Raw genomic sequence first — 20,902 nt, 5'->3', positions numbered from 1 at the left:
GAGCCTCAGACCGTGCCCAGCTTCACGATCGACAGCAGCGCGATCAGCTGGATCGCCGACGCGCCCAGCGCCTTCGGCCAGGGCAGGTCGTGGGAGCGGCTGACCATGAGGGTCAGCAGCGCGCCGCCCGCGATCCAGGTGGCCCAGCCCAGCAGCTGCACGAACGTCGCGTCGCCGCCGGCGAACATCGCGAAGACCAGGCGGGGTGCGTCCGTGATGGACATGATCAGCATGGACAGGCCGACCGTGGGCTGCCAGGCGCCGTCGCCGCCGAGCTGACGGGCCAGGGTGTGGGTGACCACGCCCAGGATGAACGCGCTGAGCACCATCGCGACCGCCGTCGTCAGGACGATGGGGATCGCGTTCGCGAGTGTGGCGTTTATCGCATCCTTGCGGGCGCCGTCGAAGCCGAAGACGGCGAGCAGGCCGTAGAGGAACGTGACGATGAGGGCCGGGCCCCACATCGTGTAGTCCCGCATCTGGAGGAAGGTCTGCTTGGGGGCGAGGACGATCCCCCTCAGCAGGGCCTTCCAGTGCAGGCGCGGGCCGACCGGACCGGGCGGCGGGGCGGCCGCGCCGGCGCGGTAGGTGTCGCCCTGGTTGTAGGGGTCCTCGCCGACCGCGAAGGCCTGGGTGTGGCCCGGGTTGTTCGCCGCGTACGGGTCGGGCGGGCCCTGGGGGCCGGGCGGGTACGCGCCGTCGCCGAAGTACTCCGGCTCGCCCTGGTCGCCGTAGCCGCCGCCGGACCGCCCGGCGTTCGGCTGCGGCCAAGTGGGGCCGCCGCCGTTGCCGTACGGCGGCTGCTGCGGGTACGGCTGCGGCGCCGGCGGGTAGCCGTACGACGGTCCCTGCGGCGTCTGCTGCCCGTACGGAGGGTTTTGCGGTCGCGTCTGAGGAGCGCCGTTGTTCCGGCCGCGTCCGATCCTGAATCCAGCCACGTCTTCGAACGTACCTGGTCCCGAGCGGTGGCGTGCCGGGCCCGGGCTTCCGGGCCCGGCTTTGCGGCCGAGCTGTGACATCCCTTAAGGGGTAAGGGCCTTGGGCGTCCGTGGGCGGTCAGGGTTCCGCCGTACGGGCATCGTCGTGACCCTTCGCGGCGGCGTCAGCTCAGAAGGAACGGTGGTTCTCGCCGTCCTCCAGGGTGTATCCACTCCACCGCCCCGACCCACCCGGCCCGCTTCGGGCGCGTCAGTCGGGAAGCGCCCCGCCGAGCTCCGGCAGGACGATCGCGCCGGTCTTCGTCGGCGCCGTTCCCGTCCCCCGCATCAGCAGCGCACCGCTCGCCGCGCCCACGGCCAGGTCCGCCCGTCCGTCGGCGGTCAGGTCGCGCAGGCGGAGCGTGTAGCCGAAGGCGGCGTGGGAGTCGGCCGGGCCCAGCACCGTCTGGGCGATCCACGAGGAGCGGGCGCCGCTGAGGCCGCCGGAGCCGCCGCGGAAGACGTGGACACCGCCCTGGTCCTCCAGGCCCTCGACGTCCTCGTGCGGCACGCCGACCGCGAGGTCCGCGTAGCCGTCGCCGTTGGTGTCGGCGGCCGAGATGGCGTATCCGAAGTCGTCGCCCGCCTCCGGGCTGCCGGAGACGCCGGAGGTGGCCTGGGTGAAGGTGGTCGACGTGCCCGGGCCGGACGACGTACCGCGCCAGATCGTGACCGCGCCCCTGCCGTTGTCCTTGTCGGGCACGCCGAGGGCGATGTCGCCGTAGCCGTTCTTGTCGAAGTCGCCGATGACCGGGCTCGGGTAGAGGCCCTCCTGCCGGTCGCTGAGGGTCCTGGACGCGCCCGAGGCGAGGCCGGAGGACGTGCCCTTCAGGAACCAGGCGCGCTCGCGGATGTCGCTGCCGGTGATCTCCGTGCCGATCACCACCAGGTCCGTCCTGCCGTCCCCGTCGACCTTTCCGGCCGCGAGAGCGGAGGAGTACCAGCCGCCGGACTCCTTGTCGATCTTGCTGACCTTCCCGGTCGTGCCCGACTTGGTGAACGGACCCCGGTAGAGCCACGCCTCCTCCCCACCGATCACGGCCAGGTCGGGCGAGCCGTCGCCGGTGAAGTCGCCGGTGGCGATGTCGCGGCCGAAGTGGCCGACCGCTCCGCCGACGGGCGTGAGGTTGGTGCCACCGGACAGGCCGGACTTCGAACCCCACAGGACGGTGACCGTGCCGCGGTAGTCGGCGCTGCCCACGTGCTCGAAGGGGTTGCTGACGACGAGGTCCGCGTAGCCGTCCTTGTTGAGGTCGGCGCTCGCGAGGGACGCGCCGAACTGGTCGTCCTCCTCCCCGGCCCCGGGGACGCCGGCGCTGTCCTGGTGGAGGTACTTCGGGTGGGCGGTGTCGAGGCCGGTGGCCGTGCCGTACACGACGGTCACGGTGCCGCCCTTGCGGTCGACGTCGTTGTAGCCGCCGTAGGCGAGGTCGCGGCGGCCGTCGCCGTTGAAGTCGTCGTAGTGCTTGGCCACCGCCGCGGAGGCGGGGCCGGTGAGGAACACGGGGGTGACGCCGGTCGCCAGCAGGGCGGCGACCAGGGCGGTCGTGGTGGATCTGCGCATGGGAGTCTCCCTGGTTCGTCAGCCGATGAGGCCGGTGCCGAAGGCGCCGTAGGAGCGGGTCTGGCCGAGGCTGCCCGGGCCGAAGGAGCGGGCGCCGTCGGTGACGGGGCCGGTGGCCGAGCCGCGCAGGGCCGTGACGGAGCCGATGCCCTCGTCCTCGAAGCCGGCGCTGACGGTGAACTCGGCGCGGCCGTCCTTGGTGACGTCGGCCAGCAGGACGTCCGAGCCGAAGTAGTCCATGGCCTCGGCGGTGCCCGGGACGCCGGCGGTGGCCTGGGTCAGGGTGCGGCCGCCGGTGCGCGAGACACCCGAGGCCGAGCCGTTCATCAGGACCGTGGAACCGGCGTCCTCGAGGGTGCCGACGTCCTCGAAGACGACGCCGATGGCGAGGTCGCCGTAGCCGTCGCCGTTCGCGTCGCCGATGGACACCGAGCTGCCGAAGCCGTCGTTCGCCTCGTCGACGCCGGGGACGCCGGTGGAGGCCTGGGTCAGCTCGGCCATGGGGGCGTCGCCGTTGACCGGGCCGCCTTCGGAGCCGCGGATCACGACGACCTGGCCGCCGAGGGAGCCGCTGTGGTCGTCCTCCTTCGTGAAGACGTTGCCGAGCGCGATCTCGTCGTAGCCGTCGCCGTCGATGTCGCCGAGGGCGAGGGAGGTGCCGCCGTTCAGGGGACGGGGGACCGAGGTGTCCGGGCCGGTGGGGGTGCCGAGGTAGGCGACGCCCTTGGACCAGCTGCCCGACTCGTCCGAGTCGAGGCGGACGCGGTAGGTGAGGACCAGGTCCGACCGGCTGTCGCCGTTGGTGTCGCCCGCCTTCATGGCGTCGACGCTGTACGCCGTCTCGGGCGTGTTGACGCGCTTCGCGGTGCCGGTGGTGCCGGTCGTGGTGAAGCCGCCGCGGATCACGTAGACGTGGGACGAGCCGGTGCCGACGGCCAGGTCCTTCTTGCCGTCGCCGTCGAAGTCGCCCGCGGTCAGCAGCCGGCCCCAGTGGTCGTGTCCGGAGACCGCCGGGTCCTTGACCGTGGTGCCGTTCTTCAGGCCGCTCGCCGAGCCCCACAGCACGGTGACGGAGCCGCCGTCGGTGTCGGTGCCGACGTCCTCGCCGGAGGAGCCGACCGCGAGGTCGGTGTAGCCGTCGCCGTTGAGGTCGGCCACGGCGAGCGCGTCGCCGAAGGTGTCCTCGGCCTCGGCGGCACCGGGCACCCCGGCGGTGTTCTGGCTGACGACGGTCCGCTTGGCCGGGTCGAGGCCGGTGGCGCCGCCGTAGACGACGGCGACATAGCCGGCCATGCCCTTGCCGTCGACCTTGGCGTACGGGGCGGCGAAGGCGACGTCGCCGTAGCCGTCGCCGTTGAAGTCGGCCTTCGGGCCGGTGGCGGGGGCGGCGGTGGCCGCCGTCGCGGGCAGGGCGGTGAGCAGGCCGGTGGTGAGGGCCGTGGCCAGGAGGAGGGTGCGCTTGCGCATCGGTGGAGTCCTAGGTGTCGTGATCAGGAGTTGAGTGCGGTGCCGTAGCCCGGCGTGCCGGCCGTGGAGACGCCGGTCGTGCCCGGGCCGAAGCTGACGGAGCCGGTGGCCGTCGGGCCGGTGGCGGTGGAGCGCAGGGACCAGACCGCGCCGTCGCCGGCGTTCTCGCCCGGTGCGGAGACGGACAGGTCGGCGCGACGGTCGCCGGTGTGGTCGGTGAGGGTCACGCGGGCGCCGAAGCGGTCGCCCTTCTCCGAACTCCCGGGCACACCCGCGGTGTTCTGGGTGTAAGACGTCGCGCCCCTGGTGGTCAGGCCGGACGCCGAGCCGAACAGCACGGTGACGGCACCGGCGGCGGAGTTCTCGCCCGCGGCGCCGATCGCCAGGTCCGCGAACCCGTCGCCGTTGACGTCGCCGAGCGAGACGCCGCTGCCGAAGCGGTCGCCCTTCTCGGAGGCGCCGGGCACACCGGCGGTGTCCTGGGTGAGGACGAGCGGGGCGCGGTTCTTGTCGCGCCCGCCGGGTCCGCCGTAGACGACGGTGACCTGGCCGCCGAGGGCGCCCTCCGGGTCGGCGGACGTCTCCCGGTCGTTGCCCACGGCGATGTCGTCGTGGCCGTCGCCGTCGATGTCCCCGACGGAGGAGACGAACCCGGCGGGCAGTTTCTCCAGCCAGTCGACGTAGTTGCCGATCTTCAGGTCGGCCAGGGCGGTGGTCGCGGCGCCGGTGCTCACGGCACGGCCGTGCAGGACCACCCGGGGCCGGCCGTCGCCGGTGACGTCGCCGGAGGAGAGGTGCGTGACGCCGGTCGAGGAGGACCACCAGTCGTTGCGCGAGCCCGAACCGCCGTTGGACGCGCTCGTCCTGGTGATCGGGCCCGCCACGAGGGAGAGGGTGATCGGGCCGGTGGAGCCGACCGCGACGTCCACGTCCCCGTCGCCGTCGAAGTCGCCCGCGGCCAGGGCCTGGCCGTACCGGTCGTAGTCGGTGCTGAAGAAGCTGAACAGCGAACGGGCGCCGGACAGACCGGACTCCGCGCCCCAGACGATGGTGACCGTGCCGTCGTTGCTGTCGCTCCCGTCCTCGCCGGGCGTGCCGATCAGCAGGTCGGCGTACCCGTCGGTGTTCAGGTCGGCGGAGGCGAGGGCGGAGCCGAAGGCGTCGTCGGTCTCGGCGGCACCGGGCATTCCGGCCGTGTTCTGGGTCAGGAGCGTGCGCCTGGAGCTCTTCGGCCCGCTGGTGCTGCCGTAGACCACCGACACGGCACCGGCCCTCGCCTGCCCGGCGACGGTGGCGCCCGGCGCGCCGATCGCGAGGTCGGTGCGGCCGTCGCCGTTGAAGTCGTAGGGGGCGGCGGGCGCAGCGGCGTGCGCGGCGGGGGCGGAGAGGGTGAGGGCGAGCGAGGTCAGGGCCGCCGCGAGGGCGGCGGCGGTGATACGGGTGCGCATGGCTGTACGTGCCTCACTGGAGGTTTGACGGGGCGTCACTGGGCTACGACGGAACCGAGGTTGCCGTCCTTGAGGGAGACGGCGGTGGTGGTGATCCCCTGGGCCCCGCTCGTGGTCAGGCCGGAGGCGGAGCCGCGCAGGGTCCACAGGCCGCCCGTGGAGTTCTCGCCGTCGACGCCGACGACCAGGTCCGCCTTGCCGTCCTTCGTCACGTCGGTCAGGTCGACCGCGGAACCGAACCGGTCCCAGGACTCGGCCGAGCCGGGCACACCGGCAGTGTTCTGGGTGTACGACTTCACGCCGCTGCTGGTCTTCAGGCCGGAGGCGGAGCCGAACAGCACGGTCACCGAGCCCGCGTCCTTCGCCGAGCCGATGTCCTCGCCCGGGGCGGAGACCACGACGTCGGCGTACCCGTCGCCGTTGATGTCGCCGGTGCTCACCGCGCTGCCGAAGCTGTCGTCGGTCTCGCCCGCGCCGGGCACGCCCGCGGTGTCCTGGTGGACGACGGTCGGCTGCTGCGCCGGGTCGGGGCCGTTCGGGCCGCCGTACCAGACGGTGATCTGGCCGCCCTTGTGACCGCCGGGCTTGAGGTCGTACGGGTCCGCGTAGTCACCGAGGACGAGGTCGCCGTAGCCGTCGCGGTTGATGTCGCCGATCGAACCGGGGTAGCCGTCGGCGTCCGGCAGATCGGCCATCTTGTACGTCGAGCCGGTCCAGCGGAAGTAGTCGATCTGGCCGCCGGTGTCGCCGTCCACGTTGAACGGGTAGACGCGCTCGGCCGCGCCGTCGCCGGTGAGGTCGCCCGCGAACACCTCGAACGTGGTGCCGACCTCGCCGACGCGGAGGTGGTTCAGCGGGCCGCCGGTGCGGGTGAAGGGGCCGTTGTAGATGCGGGTGTGGCTCTGGCCGGTGAGCGTGACGTCCGTGTCGCCGTCGCCGTCGAAGTCGCCGGTGGCGATGCCCCGGGAGAAGTTGCCGTACTCGGAGAGCGTCGACGGCTGCGGCAGGCCCTTGCCGCTGGTCAGGCCCGACTTGCCGCCCCACAGGATCGTGCCGGAGCCGATGCCGTCCCGGTCGCCGATGCTCTCGCCGGCGGCGCCGACGACAAGGTCGGAGTACCCGTCCCTGTCGAGGTCGCCGGTGGCCAGGGCGGCGCCGAACACGTCGCCCGACTCGGCGGTGCCGGGCACGCCCGCGGAATTCTGGGTGATGACGGCCTTGCGGGCGGCCGACACACCGGACGCCGAGCCGTACAGCACGACGACCGCGCCGGCGCAGGAGGCCGAGCCGACGTTGGAGCAGGGGGCGCCGGCCGCGACGTCCCGGTACCCGTCGCCGTTGAAGTCCCCGGCGAGGCCCGAGGGCGCGGCGGCGGCCGGGGTGATGGTGAGCAGGCCGGTGGTGAGCGTGGCGGCCAGGAGGAGGGTGCGCTTGCGCAAGAGGGGGCTCCGGATGGGGAAGGGGCCGGGACCTGGAAGGCCCGGTCCCGGGGGGTGCGGATGGCTCAGTCGGCGAAGTTGGCGCCGAAGTTCGGATAGCCCGTCGTCGAGACGCCCGAGGTGCTGGGGGAGACGGTGCGCGAACCCGTGGCGGTGATCTTCGTGCCGCTGGACGGCAGGTACAGGACCGCGCCGTTGCCGTCGTTCTCGTGCGAGCCGGCCAGCAGGTCGGCCCGGCCGTCGCCGGTGACGTCGTCGAGCTTGACGTCGGTGCCGAGGAAGTCGCCCTTCTCGTCCGAGCCGGGGACGCCCGCGGTGCTCTGCGCGAAGGACTGGGTGCCGGAGGAGGTGTTGATGCCCGAGGCCGAGCCGTACAGCACCACGAGCTGGCCGGCGTCCGCGACCGACCCGATGTCCTCGCCCGCGACGCCGACCACGAGGTCCTGGTAGCCGTCGCCGTTGACGTCGCCCAGGTCCAGCTCGTAGCCGAAGTAGTCGTTCCGCTCCGAGCTGCCGGGGACGTTGCCGGTGTTCTGGGTGATGCCGGTGGTGGAGCCGACACCGTCCGGGGCGCCGTAGGTGATCCACACCTTGCCGCCGTCGGAGGCCTCGGGGAAGGTCACCCCGTCGTCGGCCCGGTTCCAGTGCATGCCGGTGACGATGTCGCCGTAGCCGTCGCCGTTGATGTCGCCGATGCCGGTGATGACACCGGCCTTCAGCGGCCGGGCGTCTGCGGCGGACAGCCCGGAACCGGTGCCGAGGAGGAGGTAGTTGGCGTTCCAGTACTGGCCGGTGGCGGTCTCGAAGCCGTCGACGACCAGGTCGGTGCGGCGGTCGCCGTTGACGTCGCCCGCGGTGAGGTTGAGCGGGCCGGACCCGTCACCCGACGCCTGGACCGGCGCCTTGACGCTGTACCGGCCCTTGACCGCGGTGCCGGAGGCGCTGATGCCGCCCTTGTAGACGTAGACGACGTTGGAGGTGTTGCCGACGGCCAGGTCCGCCTTGCCGTCGCCGTCGAAGTCGCCGGCTGCGAGGTTCCTGCCCCACCGGTCGTGCTGGGTGGGGGCCGCGTCCGCGATGGAGACGCCCTTGCCGGTGATGCCCTGCGCCGATCCCCACAGGACCGCGACACCGCCGCCGTCCTTGTCGCTGCCGACGTCCTCCAGCGGGGAGGAGACGGCGAGGTCGTCGTAGCCGTCGCCGTTGAAGTCGGCGTAGGCGCTGTCGGCGCCGAACACGTCACCGCTCTCGGCCGTGCCCGGGTTGCCGGTGGTGTTCTGGCTGATCGCGGATCGCTTCGCGGAGGACACCCCGGTCTTCGTGCCGTACAGGACGACGAGCTGACCGGCGTCCTGCTTCCCGCTCACGTACGCGCCGGACGCGGAGAACGCCACGTCGCCGATGCCGTCGTTGTCGAAGTCGGCCTGTGGGGCCCGCGTCGGGTCCGCGGCCGTCGCCGTTCCGGCCGTGGCCGTGAGCAGCGTGCCGGTGAGGGCGGCCGCGGCGGCGGTCGCCAGGGCGAGGCGCAGGCGGGGGCGACGGAACGGGTGCGCGTGCGGGCGCCCGGAGGGGCACTCGTGCTGATGCATGCGAGGTCTCCTGCTGCATGCGGGGATGCCTGGCGGACATCCACAGTCGATGGAGGGCCGGACTGTCCGTGTTCGCCGGGAGTTGTCCGGGCGTTCATGGTGGTCGGCGATCAGGAGACCGGTGCGGGGGCGTAAGGGTTGTACGTGAGTTCGGTTAATTTCCGAGGCCGCTGAGAGGCGGGGGTCGAGCCACTCGGCGAGGTGAGGTTCGAGCCACTCGGCGAGGAGGGGGCCGAGTCACTCGGCGGCACCGGCCGGCACCGGGCGGTACCGCACGTCCACCGCGGCCTTACGGTCGTCCCCGACGAGCAGCTCCAGCCGTACGGGCGCACCCCCCGGGTCGTGCAGGAGCTGCCGAGCGCTTGTGCCGGCTGGGCCGGCCGGCCCCGGAGCACGGCCGTGCCCCGGACCGGTCGTGGTCCGGGGCACGAGGGGCCTGCACGGTTCTCAGCCGGGGCCTGGTCGCTGCCGGGTTTCGCCGGCGACCTGCTGCCCGGAGTCGCGTGCCTGCTCGGCTACCTGGCCGGCCTGGCCGCGGGCCTCCTCCTGTGTGGTACGGGCGGCCTCTGCGGCGGTGTCCTTCACCTCCTGCGCCGCACCCTGGGCGACCTCCTTGGCCCCCTCCTTCAGGTTCTGTGCGGAATCCTGGGCGGCCTGCTTCACCGGTTCCAGCGCCTCGCCGCCGCGTTGCATCAGGTCGGTGGCCCTCTCCTCCTCCGCCTGGGAGACGGGCAGCATCGAGGCCGCCAGCATGCCGACGCCGAAGGCGATCAGACCGGCAGCCAGCGGGTTGCCCTGGGTCCGGCGTATCGCCTGTTCCGGAGCCTGCCGTACGGCTTCACCGGCCTGGCCGGACGCCTCACGCGCGGTGTCGGCTGCCTGCCGGGTGCCCTCCTGCAGCGATCCGGCCATCGACTGCGCGCTGCCGGTGACGCCCTGGGCGGTCTGTGAGGCGGATCCCATGACCCGTTCCCGCAGGCCCGAGGCGGTGCCTCGCATCCTGCGAGTGCGGCGACGGGCTATACGCCGGGGGCTGGTCCGGTCCGCGAGCCGGTCCATGTCGGCGGACAAGCGGTCCCGCGTGGCGGTGATCTCGGCCCTCATCTGGTCGGGTGACGTGCCCATTGCGCATTCTCCTTCAGCGTCTCGACTGTCTGCCCGGGCTTCGGTGCCACGGTGCGCATCCGGGCACGGCCCCGTGCGTACAGCACCGCCGCGACCACGGCCCACACCGCGGTGACGATCAGGGCGGCCCAGCCGCCGTCCATCACGTTGGCCAGGCCCAGCACTGCGGCCAGTGACAGGAACAGCAGAACCATGTAGCCGGCGAACCCCGCGCCGCCGTACATGCCTGCCGCCTTGCCCGCTTTCGTCGCCTCCTGCTTGACCTCGGTCTTGGCCAGTTCGACCTCCTGCCGGAACAGGGTCTGGACATCGGAGGTCACGGCGGACAGCAGCTCGCCCACCGAGGTGTCCCCGCCGGGCGCCTCAACTCGGCGGGACTGGATCGAGGCCATCTCTCACACCTCCGGGTACGGACGCGCCGACGTTCCGCCCGGGGGCATGCCGACGGACGGCTGCATCTCCGGTGGGGGACCGGACGGCAGCGCCGTGGGTTGCCCCTCGGCCGGCGCCTCAGGCTGCTGTGTGCGCTCAGGGGACCCGTCGGACTTCCCCGCCGCCTTCACCAGCCGTCCGACGGCCAGCCCGGCCAGCAGCGCGCCGCCCAGGAACATGCCGGGGCGCCGGCGGGCGAACTCCTGCACATCGGTGAGGACGCCTTCGACTCCCTGTTCGTCCAGATAGTCGGCCGCCCGGTGCCCGCCGTCGGCCGCCTGAGCCGCGAGGCTACGGGCAGGGGAGCCGCTCTGGGCGTTCTCCGCCAGCCCGGCCAGGTCGTCCGCCCACTGACGCAGCGAGCCGGCCGCGCGCCTGGTCTGCTCCTCGACCTCGTGCATCGCACGGCCCCGCAGGTCCTGCGCGACCGCGCCGGCCTGCTGCCGGGCCTCGCCCGCCACGGCCTTGGCCTGGTCCACGGCGGTACCCGTGACCTCTCCGGCGGCCTGCCTGGCCTGATCGGTGGTGGCCGACACCTCCGCTCCGGCCGTCTCCCCGGTCTGCCGCAACCTCGTCGTGCCGCCCTGCGCTGCCTCGCTCATCAGCCACTCCTCCTCACAAGATCACTTCACTTGCGGGTCGCTATGTAAGCGAGTGACTATTTCGTCCCTATTCACACACGTAAAGACCGATTTATCGAGATTGACTGTGAAGCAGGCGGGGAGTGACGGGCCCCGACAGGTCCGGGGATGCAGCTGCTCTGCAGAGCTGGGCACCTCGGAAGCCGATCGTGCGTTCGAAGCCATGGTTGTGGGCACTGACGATCTCGTGCCTGGCTCAGTCGGCCGCTCGCACCTGCTCGAAACGGCGGGCCTGGCCATTCTCCCAGTTCATGGGCGGGGCCTTACGGGGGCTGCAAATCTGCGGCGATGACGGCCCCCGCCTGGGAGGCTACTGATCATGACAATCCCGTTACCACCGCATCCCACCGGCCTCCCTTACCACCGCATGGGCCACTGCACTGGCCGACACCGCTGGTGGCGGCCAGTGCTCGGCACTCTGCTGTTTCTTGGTGCCTGTGTCGTACTCATGGCCTTGCTGCTCGCCCTCTCCTACGGCTTCGGGGCAGCGGCCGGACTGCGTGAACTGCCGGACGGCGGCTTCGACTTCGGCCCACTCGTCAACACCGCCCTCGACCTGACGTACATCGCGATCGCCCTGCCCTCGATTCTGCTGGCCGTCTGGTGGCCAGGGCGGCGACCGCCCGGCACCCTGTCGTCGGTCGACGGACGGCTGCGGTGGCGCTGGCTGGTCCGGTGTCTGCTCGCCGCGGTGCTCCCTGTGGCCGTGCTGGTGGGGTCCGCCTTCCTCCTGCCCGACAGCGGAAGCGACTCGGGGGAGTCCGTCGTATGGGTGGGTTGGCGATCGTTCCTCACCTCGCTGGTCGTGTTGGCCGCCTTCGTTCCGGTGCAGGCCGCGGCAGAGGAGTACGTCTTCCGGGGCTGGCTGACGCAGGCGGTCGGCACTTTCGTCCGTTCTCCGTGGTTCGCGGTGCTCCCGCAGGCCGTGTTGTTCGCCGCCGCCCACGGCTGGGGCACCACGTGGGGATTCATGGGCCTGCTGGTCTTCGGTCTGGTCGCCGGGTGGCTGACCATCCGTACCGGCGGCCTGGAGGCGGCCGTCGCCCTGCACGTCCTGAACAACCTGCTGGCCTTCGGCGTCGCGGCCGCGGTCGTCGACGGGCTGTCGTCCGACGAGACCGCTGCCGACTCACCCTGGCAACTCGCCCTCGTGGACATGGCGACGACCCTGCTCTACGCCGCACTCGTGCTGTGGCTCGCCCGGCGTCACCATCCACAGCGCCTCTCACCGCCGATGACCGGGCCCGCCTCATCGCCCGTGCCGCATCTGCAACCGCAGGGCGCTACGACGTTCCAGGCCATGCCCGGTCGTGGAGATGTTCCACCTTCGCCGTGGCCGTAGCCTCGATGGGCCGTCCGGCCTCCGAGCAGACGACACGGATGTCAGGAGCTCCGCGGAATCACCAGGCCGGACTCGTAGGCGAACACGACGAGTTGGGCGCGGTCGCGGGCGTGGAGTTTGGTCATCGCGCGGTTGATGTGGGTCTTCGCGGTCAGCGGGCTGATCACCATGCGGTCGGCGATCTGGTCGTTGGACAGGCCCCGCGCGACCAGGGCGACGGCCTCGCGTTCGCGGCCGGTCAGCTCGTCCAGCCCGGTGTCGGCGACGGTGGGGAGCGGCTGGGTGACGTACCGGTTGATCAGCCTGCGGGTGAGGGAGGGGGCGAGCAGGGCGTCGCCGCGGGCGGCGACGCGTACGGCGTGCACGAGGTCGTCCGGCACGATGTCCTTGACGAGGAATCCGGCGGCGCCGGCGCGCAGCGCGTCGAGGACGTACTCGTCCATGCCGTAGTTGGTGAGGATGACGACGTGCACCTGGGCCAGGGCCGGGTCCGCGGCGATGCGCCGGGTGGCCTCGATGCCGTCGACGACCGGCATCTGGATGTCGATCAGCGCGATGTCGGGCAGGTGCTGCTTGGCGAGGGCCAGACCCTCCGCGCCGTCGGCGGCCTCGGCCACCACCTCGATGTCGTCCTCGAGGTCGAGGAGTGCACGGAACCCGCTGCGAATGAGCGGCTGGTCGTCGACGAGCAGGACACGGATCATGAGGTGTGGTCCACGGGGAGTTCGGCCTGGACGGTGAAGCCGTGCTCGCTGCGCGGCTGAGCCCGCAGCAGGCCGCCGAGGGCGGTGACGCGTTCCCGCATGCCGAGCAGCCCCAGGCCGGGCGTCGGCCCGGTGTCCGGCGTGGCCTTGCCGTCGTCATCGACCTGGACGACGAGTGAGTCGGTCCGGTAGTCGATGCGGACCGACGCGGTCGCGGCGGAGGCGTGCCGGGCGATGTTGGTCAGCGACTCCTGAACGATCCGGTAGGCGGTCCGGCCCACCGCGGCCGGCAGGTCGGGTCGCTGTCCCTCGATCGTCAGCGTCGCTTCGAGGCCGGCCCTGCTTGCCTGTTCCACCAGCTCCGGTATGTGGTCGAGCCCGCGGGGCGGGGTGGTGTCGTCATCGCGCAGCGCCTCCAGGGTGGCGCGCAGTTCCCGGGTCGCCTCACGTCCGGCCTCCTGGATCGCCAACAGGGCCTCGGACACCCGTTCCCCCCGCCTGCGGGCCACGTGGACGGCGACTTCCGCCTGCACCTTGATGATCGAGATCTGGTGGGTGAGCGAATCGTGCAGTTCCCGGGCGATGTGCAGCCGTTCCTCATCCGCGCGGCGGCGCGCGGTCTCCTCCCGGGTGCGTTCGGCTTCGTCCGCCCGCCGTTCGGCCTGGCGCAGCGCCTCCCCGGCGGCAAACGCGGCGATCAGCCAAGCGATCTCAAGGACGTGCCGGGCCTGCGCCAACGCCTCGCCCGCAGGCCCGTCGTGGAAGACCAGCGCGGTGAGGTGAAGAACAACCAGCAGGGTCACGGACGCCGCCACCGTGAGAGCGCGGTGCCCGGCCCGCACCGCGCCGTACACCGCGACCAGGTACGAGACGGCGAGCATGTCGAATCCGGCTGCCTGGTAACCCACCGCGCACAGCGCGGTGACGGCCAGGACGGCCAGCGGAGCGCGGCGGCGCGCGGCCAGCGCGAGGCCGCCGGCCGCCAGCAGCACGTAGCCGAACACGTCGGGGGCCCCGTCGGGGCGCCCCCCGGACAGCCCGGTGCCCAGCAGCAGGGCCGCCAGGCCGAGGGCGATCGTCCAGTCCCTGACACCGGCCGGGACGCCGAACCGTCCTTTGTCCATGCGCGCACCTTAGCCAGGTGTCGCCGCGGGCGAGTCCCGCTCGCGGACGAGCGGCCGGCTACCGCGCCCGCGGTATCCGCGCGGCTCCTGCCGCATCCGCAGCAGGCGCCTGCGGCATCGGCGGCAGCGCGAAGTGCCTGCGCCTGCGGGACGACCGGCGGCGGCGTCGGCAGGCACGATCGGGATCCGTCCGAACCTCGGAAGCGAAACGCCTGAAAGAGGAGAGCGACATGAACTCCCCAGAAGCCCTGACGATGTCGATCCAGCTCGTGACCGCCGCCGAGGGGTACAGCGTCCAAGGGCGGGGCCCGTCCATCGCGGCTGATCTGGTGGCGCTGGTCAGTGTGGCCATCGGCGCGCTGGCGCTGGCCCGCGCCACAGGACGTATCGGCACCGGCAACGGGCGAACCGGTGCCATCGTGGCCATGGCGGTCGGGCTGACCGGCATGGCCATCGCCGGAGTGGCGCTGGCCGTCGCCGATGGTGGTCCCGGCACCGGCAACGGGGTGGTCGGATCCGTCTTTGCCCTCGTGCTAGGGCTGATCGGCGTAGTCCTCGGGGGCCGGGCCCGGGCCCGCTCCCGCCGCACCGACCTGCCGACTGGCCGACTGATCGGCTGACTGCGCCGTTGCCGCCGTGGGTGCCCGTGCGCGGCCCGGTCCCCGGCAGGGCCTGCTCCGGTCTCCGCCCGGGCGAACCCCGGCCCGGTGTCCCGCGGAACATCACCGACGCGGATGTCGAGCGGCTCACCGTCAAGACGCTGGAGGCACGCGCCCGTATCGATCGAGGGGGCGCCCGCCGACGTGGGCGCCCCTCTTCCCTGTGTGGTTCTGCGGTGGGTCTCAGGTCCTCACCGGAAGGAGCCGGCTACCAGGCCGGTGGCAACGTTCACGCGATTCCAGGCGTTCACCGACGCAATGGCCATCAGGAGGGCGGCGAGCGCTTCCGGGGGGAAGTGGCGGGTGGCGGTGTCCCATACGTCATCAGGTACGCCCTCGGGGTTGTCCGTTATCCGCGTGACCGCCTCGGCGAGCGCCAGCGCGGCGCGTTCACGGTCGGTGAAGAACGGAGTGTCCCGCCACGCGGCGACCGACCACAGTCGTTCGTTGGTCTCGCCCGCGTCACTGGCCCGGTGTGAGTGCAAGTCGACGCACACCGAGCAGCCGTTGATCTGACTGACACGCAATCTGACCAGTTCCAGGACGTCGTTCGGGGCAGGACTGTCGTGGAGGAAATCTTCCATCGCGGACAGGGCCTGATACCCACGTCCGGCGACCTTGTACACGTTCGCCATGCGAGGTTGCATTTCTATCCTCTCGTTCCTGAATGAATGGGGAAACGGCCGCAATACCGCCCCGGCCCGTCTCCTCGTTTCCGCGGGTCCCTACTCGGTGGATGTGACCCGCGCGAGTACGACTCCGGCGATGATGAGCGCCAGTGCGGCGACCCGGCCGGCGCTCACCGGGTCCTTGTGGACCGTGATGCCGAGCGTGATGGCGCCGATCGCGCCGATTCCGGTGAACACCGCGTATGCCGTGCCCACCGGCAGGCCCCTCATCGCCAGCGACAGCAGGTAGACGGCGACGGCGGCGAGGCAGAAGCAGATCAGGGTGGGCAGCGGCCGGGTGAAGCCTGCCGTGGGCTTGATGCTCTGCGACCAGGCCACCTCCACGGCGCCGGCGGCCAGCAGTAACAGCCAGCTCACAGAGTGCCTCCCAGCGTCCGGGCAGCGGCGAGGGCGGCTGCCCGGGAGTCGTCGTGCTGAGCGCGGCGTGCCGCCAGGGCAGGATCGAGGAGGGAGTTGACCAGTTCGGTGCCGACGAAGGTGACGTCGTCGACGGCATAGTGCCCGCGGAAGAAGTCGCGCAAATAGCGCTCCTGGTGGTCGTACGCGTGTCGTGGCGTGCCCGGCCCGTACGCGCCGCCGCGGGCATGAGCCACGACGAAACGCCGAGGAGCCAGGGACATCTTCGGGAACGTCACCCGGTCGATCCAGGCCTTGAGCGAGGCGGGTATCGAGAAGTTGTACATCGGCGTGGCCATTAACACCACGTCCGCGGCGACGAGTTCGGCCAGCAAGGGCTCGACGACGGCCCAGGTCTCGGCCTGGGCCGGAGTGCGGACCGCCTCCCGGTACCGGTGGGGGGCGGTGATCTGGTGTTCCAGAACGTAGTCGCACAGTTCGGTCCACGCCTCGTCGATGTGGGGGACGGGATCGTGCGCGAGGTCGCGGTGGAGGTAGGTGCCGTCCGGATGGGCCGTTCGCCAGGCGTCGGCGACAGCGTCGCCGAGTTCACGGCTGAAGGAACGGCGGCGCGCGCTCGCGTCCAGGTGCAGCAGGGTGGAGCTCATGAGGGTGCCTCCCAGGGGTCAGGCGAAGCGGACATGGTGTCCGGTTGCACGGTCGAAGAGTAGCAAATGGACGAGCCGTCCACTTATTCCGGAGGAGGCTCTAGGCTGACCCCGTGACCAAGGAACGTGCCGATGCCGCTCGCAACCGGGAAAAAGTGCTCGCCGCAGCGGCCGAGTTGTTCGCCGCGAAGGACCCGCGCACCGTCACGATGGAGGACATCGCCCGGGCCGCCGGCGTAGGCCGGGGGACGCTGTACCGGCGGTACCCGGATGTCGCCTCCATCGCCACCGCGCTGCTGGACGAACACGAAAAGGCCCTGCAACACGAGTTGCTCCAGGGCCCGCCGCCCCTGGGCCCCGGGGCGCCGCCGCACGAACGGCTGGCCGCCTTCTACACGGCCATGGCCGAACTCCTCGACCAGCACGTCCACCTGGCGCTCGGCGCCGAGACCGGCGCCAGGCGGTACGCCACCGGTGCCTACGGCTTCTGGCGCGCCCACGTCCTGGCCCTCCTCCGCATGGCCGGCGTGGCCGACCCGGACGCCCTGGCCGACACCCTGCTGGCCCCGCTGGCGCCCGACGTCTTCGCCTACCAGCGCGAGCGCGGAGTCTCGACCGCCCGCCTGACCGCCGCGCTCACCGAACTCGCCCGCGTCCTGGACCGCTAGTGCCGTGACCGGGAGTTCGCCGGGTTGTTGCTCGCGGGTCGCCAGGGCATCGGTCCTCCGTCTGGTGGAAGCCCACGCGCGGCCGAGGCCCGGACGTGGTCGGCTGAAGGCATCATCACGCGGTGACGGCTTGGCCTCGCACGCCGACGGCCATCCACGTGGGCGCGTCTTGGCACGGCGAAAGGAGCGGCCATGACCAGCCGCACAGTGCGGGATCGGCTGTTCATCGGCGGGGAGATGGCCACGCCTGCCTCGGAAGACGTGATCGAGGTCATCTCTCCGGTCACGGAGGAGCGCGTCGGTACCGCTCCCTCATCGACGCCTGCCGATATCGACCGAGCGGTACGCGCGGCGCGCACCGCCTTCGACGACGGCCCCTGGCCCCGCATGTCTCCACAGGAGCGCGCGGACGCGCTGGGTCCGTTCGCCGAGTACCTGCGCGCACGTGTCCCCGAGATCGCACAGCTCATCACCACAGAGATGGGCTCACCGATCAGCTTCTCGAACCAACTCCAGGCACCGGTTCCCGTGATGGTCCTGGACTACTACAGGGAACTTGCCGCGACGTTCCCCTTCGAGCAGGATCGAGCAGGTCTCAGCGGTCCGGCGCGGATCCTTCGGGAACCTGTGGGCGTCGTAGGGCAGATCGTGCCGTGGAACGCGCCGCTCATCCTGACGATGGTGAATCTCGCTCCCGCCCTGATCGCCGGCTGCACCGTCGTGCTGAAGCCCGCGCCGGAGACCCCGCTGGACGCGTACCTGCTCGCCGACGCTGCCATGGAGGCCGGTCTGCCCCCGGGAGTCCTCAACGTCGTGCCCGCCGACCGCGAGAACAGTGAGGCGCTCGTGCGGCACCCGCTGGTAGACAAGATCAGCTTCACGGGCAGCTCCGCCGTAGGGCGGCGGGTCGGCGCGCTGTGCGGTGAGCAGTTCAAGCGCGTCACCCTCGAGTGCGGCGGGAAGTCGCCCGCCATCATCCTCGAGGACGCCGACATCGACAGCGTGGTGCCCGCCCTTATGCCGTACGCGATCATGATGTCCGGCCAGCACTGCCTGGCGCAGACCCGGATCCTCGCTCATCGCAGCCGCTACCGGCAGGTCGTGGACGCGATCTCGCAGTCAGCTGCTGCGCTGCGGGTCGGCGATCCGGATGACCCCTCGACCGAGGTCGGCCCCCTGGTGGCCGAGCGCCAGCGGCGGCGGGTCGAGGACTACATCGCCGGCGGGCGGAAGGACGGCGCGACGATCACGGTCGGCGGCGGCCGGCCCGCGAGCCAGACGAAGGGCTGGTACGTCGAACCGACGATCTTCGCGGACGTCGACAGCTCCATGCGCATCGCGCAGGAGGAGATCTTTGGCCCTGTGCTCGTCGTGATCCCGTTCGACGACGACAACGACGCGGTCCGTATCGCCAACGACTCGAAGTACGGCCTGTCGGGAAGCGTCTGGACCAACGACCTGGACCGGGCCATGCGCATCGCTCGCCAGGTGCGCACGGGGACCCTGACTCTGAACGGGTACCGCATCGAGTTCGCCGCCCCCTTCGGCGGATACAAGGAATCCGGGATCGGCCGCGAGTTCGGGCCCGAGGGCCTCAGCTCGTTCCTGGAGTACAAGACGATCAATTTGCCGGGCGATCCAGTGCTGTGACCGGGAAAGGTCCGGCGGTCAGGTCGCGGCCTGGACCGCTCTGCCGCCCCATCGGCCACGCTTGTCGGGCCGGGAAGCGGTGGCACAGGGTCAGCCGATGTCAAGCACGTGGTAGGGGCTATGCCTGTCCCCGTGCCCGGTGCCGCTTTGCGTACGACCAGGTCACCGCGGTCATCAGGGCCGGGATGGCGAACAGCGGGGCGAAAGCGAACCCCCAGACGGTCTGTGCCGTACCGCTCGACATGTACGTCTGGCTCTCGACGGTGAAAGCGACCACGAGTTGCCACAGTGCCACCAGGACCAGGACGCCCGAGGCGCTCCAGGCCAGCGGGGCGAGGACCCTGGGGTGCAGCGGCCTCCACCGGTCGCTGACGAGCAGCAGCGGAAACAGAGCGGCCAGCTCAGTGAGGACGGAGAGGCCGACGACGTATGCGATGCCCCAGCCTGGGATGTCGAAGACGTCGCCCAGCACTTGGTCGCTGTAGCCCACATAGACACCGGATGCCATGGCGATGCGCCACAGGCCGGACGGGACGGCGCACAGAGCGATGGCGTGGGCGGCGCGGCGAGCCCAGACAGGCGCAGGCGCGGAGGCAGGGGGAGGGGCGGTCGCTGTCGTCATGACGTACATGCTGGCCCTCGACACGGCGGCCACGCTTCGTCCTCGACGGCGGACCGTAATCCGCCCTGCGGATGAGGGCGCACCCGCTGAGGGTGGACCTGAGGAGGGCTCGGTCGCCGGACGAGCTGGGTCGTCCGACCGTCCGGCGAGCGAGCACATCGCGACCGCGCCTACGGCCTGCAACCTGTGGACCGGCCTCGGGTCGGACGCGAAAGGCGTACCCCCATCTCGTCGCTTTGGTCCGCGCCGGAGCCCGCTTCGGAAACGGTCGCCTCGTCGAACGCCCCGAGGTCGTGGCGGGTCAGCCCACTGGGAAGGTGACACCGGGTGCGGCGCAGTCGATGGGACCGTCGAACCGGGTCGAGGCACGTGCCACTGCCTGTCGCGGGGTGAGGAATCGTCCGACGTGCGTGACGATCAACCGTCCCGCCTGGGCCGCACGGGCGGTGTCACCGGCGTCCTCCGGTGTGTGGTGGACCTGTTCCCCCGCACTCGGGGCCTGGGCGCTCTCGGCCTCGCACAGCAGCACATCGCACCCCTCGGCCAGACTCGTCAGGCCAGGGCAGGGGGCCGTGTCCCCGGAGTACACCAGCGACCGGCCCGTGGCCTCGACCCGCAGGGCGAAAGCGGGCATGCCGTGCGCCACCGCTCGGCTGGTCAGCGTGAGCGCGCCGACCCGCACCTGATGTCCGTCGTGCAGTTCCTCGACGGCGAAGGCCGATTCGATCGGGCTGCGGGTGGCGGTGTTGGTGAGGAAGTGAGCCAGCCGGTCGGCGATGCCCGGCGGGCCGTACAAGGGGATCGGAGCCGCGAGCTGGATGTCGGCGTAGAGCGCGCCGTAGTAGGCGGTGAGGAGGTCTGCGCTGTGATCGGCGTGCAGATGCGAGATCCAGATCGCATCCAACTCGCCCAGCCCGACGTGTCGTTGGAGCTGAGCCAGCGTCCCGCTGCCCGCATCCACCCACACCCGGGCGCCCCCGCCGGACACCAGGTAGCCGGAACAAGGGTTGTCCACACTCGGGTATGGCGTCGCACAACCCAGAACCGTAAGACGGAGGAGCTCGCTGGCCATCCGCGAAGTCTAGAACGCTTGATCCACAGGTATCGACTGTTTCTCCTCGGTCTGGAGGCCGAGACCCTGCCCTTCTGCGGCCGTGAACTCAAGTGCGGTTGAGGTCAAATGATCGAGCCATGAACGAGATGAGCAGCACGACGAATCTCCGGGATCACTTCGAGGTCACCACCCTCATCAGCGGCTTCTTCCGCACCACGGATGAGCGGCGGTTCGACGAGGGCTGGGCCGGGGCCTACTTCACCGACGACCTGCGGATGTCGACACCGCTCGGCGTGGCCGAGGGGGCCGACGCGGTACGGCACAGGCGCGAACCCCTTTTTCACGGTGGGTGGCACCTACGAGGGGAAACTCCGACGCACCGACAGCGGATGGCGCATCAGCCGCATGTCCGTGCGGGCCGTCCGGACCGCGGGCGAGCCGCCCGTCCTGCCGGAGAAGACCGCCACTCGTGTCGCGGAACTGACCGGCGCCCAGGCACCGAGCTGAGCGGGGAACACCGGGAACCGGTCGACCGCCCACGAGACCCTGACGCTGCTGAGCCGCAGCTCAGCCCACGAACAAGCCCTGATGCCTTTGGCTTGGGTCGTCTCGAACTGTTCCTGGGTGGGGACTCGGGCTGAAACGTAGTAGGACTGCACGAGTTCGGACGGTTCGTCGCCGATCAGCAGCAGTTTGCGGCGCAA

At 71.4% G+C, this 20,902-nt stretch carries 22 protein-coding genes; 4 read left to right on the top strand and 18 right to left on the bottom strand.

The genetic code is table 11. The annotated features are described in order from the left end of the window. Positions 1–5: 5 nt before the first annotated feature. The 9 genes from ACZ6TU_RS05950 to ACZ6TU_RS05910 form a co-directional block, all read right to left on the bottom strand. Complete coding sequence (locus tag ACZ6TU_RS05950; RefSeq protein WP_469546972.1) at positions 6–1,019, bottom strand: Yip1 family protein; 1,014 nt, start codon at positions 1,017–1,019, stop codon at positions 6–8. Positions 1,020–1,188: 169 nt separating this feature from the next. After that, entirely contained in the window at positions 1,189–2,541 is a 1,353-nt protein-coding gene (locus ACZ6TU_RS05945; protein WP_469546969.1) for an FG-GAP and VCBS repeat-containing protein, read from the bottom strand. An 18-nt stretch (positions 2,542–2,559) separates the two neighbouring features. Then, positions 2,560–4,008 carry an FG-GAP-like repeat-containing protein gene (locus ACZ6TU_RS05940; RefSeq protein ID WP_469546966.1) on the bottom strand — a complete coding sequence of 483 codons (1,449 nt, stop codon included), beginning with the start codon at positions 4,006–4,008 and terminating at the stop codon, positions 2,560–2,562. A 23-nt stretch (positions 4,009–4,031) separates the two neighbouring features. Then, on the bottom strand, positions 4,032–5,456 hold the full coding sequence (locus ACZ6TU_RS05935; RefSeq protein ID WP_469546963.1) for a hypothetical protein: 1,425 nt from the start codon (positions 5,454–5,456) through the stop codon (positions 4,032–4,034). A gap of 35 nt (positions 5,457–5,491) precedes the next feature. Continuing rightward, a complete protein-coding gene (locus ACZ6TU_RS05930) occupies positions 5,492–6,895 on the bottom strand; it encodes an FG-GAP-like repeat-containing protein (protein WP_467674728.1) in 1,404 nt (467 codons plus the stop codon). 65 nt (positions 6,896–6,960) lie between these two features. After that, positions 6,961–8,484, bottom strand: a complete 1,524-nt coding sequence (locus tag ACZ6TU_RS05925; RefSeq protein WP_469546960.1) for a VCBS repeat-containing protein — start codon at positions 8,482–8,484, stop codon at positions 6,961–6,963. A gap of 447 nt (positions 8,485–8,931) precedes the next feature. Beyond that, positions 8,932–9,609 (bottom strand): DUF3618 domain-containing protein, encoded by a 678-nt coding sequence (locus tag ACZ6TU_RS05920; protein ID WP_467674734.1) that lies wholly within the window; start codon positions 9,607–9,609, stop codon positions 8,932–8,934. Continuing rightward, positions 9,585–10,001, bottom strand: coding sequence for a phage holin family protein (locus ACZ6TU_RS05915; protein WP_467674736.1), 417 nt, complete (start codon positions 9,999–10,001; stop codon positions 9,585–9,587). The genes ACZ6TU_RS05920 and ACZ6TU_RS05915 overlap by 25 nt, the downstream gene beginning before the upstream one ends. Positions 10,002–10,004: 3 nt before the next feature. Continuing rightward, positions 10,005–10,643, bottom strand: a complete 639-nt coding sequence (locus ACZ6TU_RS05910) for an ATP synthase subunit B family protein (protein ID WP_469546957.1) — start codon at positions 10,641–10,643, stop codon at positions 10,005–10,007. A gap of 487 nt (positions 10,644–11,130) precedes the next feature. Here ACZ6TU_RS05910 and ACZ6TU_RS05905 point away from each other — a divergent pair, with 487 nt between their 5' ends. Next, positions 11,131–12,024 carry a lysostaphin resistance A-like protein gene (locus tag ACZ6TU_RS05905; RefSeq protein WP_469546954.1) on the top strand — a complete coding sequence of 298 codons (894 nt, stop codon included), beginning with the start codon at positions 11,131–11,133 and terminating at the stop codon, positions 12,022–12,024. 41 nt (positions 12,025–12,065) lie between these two features. Here ACZ6TU_RS05905 and ACZ6TU_RS05900 read toward each other — a convergent pair whose 3' ends face one another. Both ACZ6TU_RS05900 and ACZ6TU_RS05895 read right to left on the bottom strand, forming a co-directional pair. Continuing rightward, positions 12,066–12,728 (bottom strand): response regulator, encoded by a 663-nt coding sequence (locus ACZ6TU_RS05900; protein ID WP_467674742.1) that lies wholly within the window; start codon positions 12,726–12,728, stop codon positions 12,066–12,068. Next, positions 12,725–13,852 carry a sensor histidine kinase gene (locus ACZ6TU_RS05895; protein ID WP_469546950.1) on the bottom strand — a complete coding sequence of 376 codons (1,128 nt, stop codon included), beginning with the start codon at positions 13,850–13,852 and terminating at the stop codon, positions 12,725–12,727. Before ACZ6TU_RS05895 ends, ACZ6TU_RS05900 begins: the two co-directional genes overlap by 4 nt. 230 nt (positions 13,853–14,082) lie before the next feature. On the opposite strand from ACZ6TU_RS05895, the gene ACZ6TU_RS05890 reads away from it, so the two are divergent. Then, the gene (locus ACZ6TU_RS05890) at positions 14,083–14,472 is read left to right on the top strand and encodes a DUF6223 family protein (protein WP_469546947.1); all 390 of its coding nucleotides are present in this window, start codon (positions 14,083–14,085) and stop codon (positions 14,470–14,472) included. A gap of 230 nt (positions 14,473–14,702) precedes the next feature. Here the strand turns inward: ACZ6TU_RS05890 and ACZ6TU_RS05885 are convergent, their stop codons facing one another. The 3 genes from ACZ6TU_RS05885 to ACZ6TU_RS05875 all read right to left on the bottom strand — a co-directional run bounded on the left by ACZ6TU_RS05885 (position 14,703) and on the right by ACZ6TU_RS05875 (position 16,204). Next, positions 14,703–15,146, bottom strand: coding sequence for a carboxymuconolactone decarboxylase family protein (locus tag ACZ6TU_RS05885; protein ID WP_469546944.1), 444 nt, complete (start codon positions 15,144–15,146; stop codon positions 14,703–14,705). Positions 15,147–15,236: 90 nt separating this feature from the next. Further along, positions 15,237–15,557 (bottom strand): DMT family transporter, encoded by a 321-nt coding sequence (locus ACZ6TU_RS05880; protein WP_469546941.1) that lies wholly within the window; start codon positions 15,555–15,557, stop codon positions 15,237–15,239. Continuing rightward, a complete protein-coding gene (locus ACZ6TU_RS05875) occupies positions 15,554–16,204 on the bottom strand; it encodes an FMN-dependent NADH-azoreductase (protein ID WP_467674751.1) in 651 nt (216 codons plus the stop codon). The genes ACZ6TU_RS05880 and ACZ6TU_RS05875 overlap by 4 nt, the downstream gene beginning before the upstream one ends. A gap of 113 nt (positions 16,205–16,317) precedes the next feature. Here ACZ6TU_RS05875 and ACZ6TU_RS05870 point away from each other — a divergent pair, with 113 nt between their 5' ends. Together ACZ6TU_RS05870 and ACZ6TU_RS05865 are read left to right on the top strand one after the other, a co-directional pair. Continuing rightward, positions 16,318–16,872: a TetR/AcrR family transcriptional regulator gene (locus tag ACZ6TU_RS05870; protein ID WP_467674752.1), complete on the top strand. Its 555-nt coding sequence runs from the start codon at positions 16,318–16,320 to the stop codon at positions 16,870–16,872. 192 nt (positions 16,873–17,064) lie between these two features. Beyond that, entirely contained in the window at positions 17,065–18,522 is a 1,458-nt protein-coding gene (locus ACZ6TU_RS05865; RefSeq protein WP_467674754.1) for an aldehyde dehydrogenase, read from the top strand. Between the two features lie 118 nt (positions 18,523–18,640). On the opposite strand, the gene ACZ6TU_RS05860 is transcribed toward ACZ6TU_RS05865, so the two are convergent. The 4 genes from ACZ6TU_RS05860 to ACZ6TU_RS05845 form a co-directional block, all read right to left on the bottom strand. After that, entirely contained in the window at positions 18,641–19,144 is a 504-nt protein-coding gene (locus tag ACZ6TU_RS05860; RefSeq protein ID WP_467674756.1) for a hypothetical protein, read from the bottom strand. 301 nt (positions 19,145–19,445) lie between these two features. Then, positions 19,446–20,216, bottom strand: a complete 771-nt coding sequence (locus ACZ6TU_RS05855; RefSeq protein ID WP_469546936.1) for an MBL fold metallo-hydrolase — start codon at positions 20,214–20,216, stop codon at positions 19,446–19,448. A gap of 104 nt (positions 20,217–20,320) precedes the next feature. Then, positions 20,321–20,542 (bottom strand): hypothetical protein, encoded by a 222-nt coding sequence (locus ACZ6TU_RS05850; RefSeq protein WP_469546933.1) that lies wholly within the window; start codon positions 20,540–20,542, stop codon positions 20,321–20,323. A 12-nt stretch (positions 20,543–20,554) separates the two neighbouring features. After that, positions 20,555–20,902 (bottom strand): hypothetical protein, encoded by a 348-nt coding sequence (locus ACZ6TU_RS05845; RefSeq protein WP_469546930.1) that lies wholly within the window; start codon positions 20,900–20,902, stop codon positions 20,555–20,557.

The sequence above is a fragment of the Streptomyces sp. NPDC052064 genome (assembly GCF_055585925.1).
This window is presented reverse-complemented; position numbering and strand designations above follow the sequence as displayed.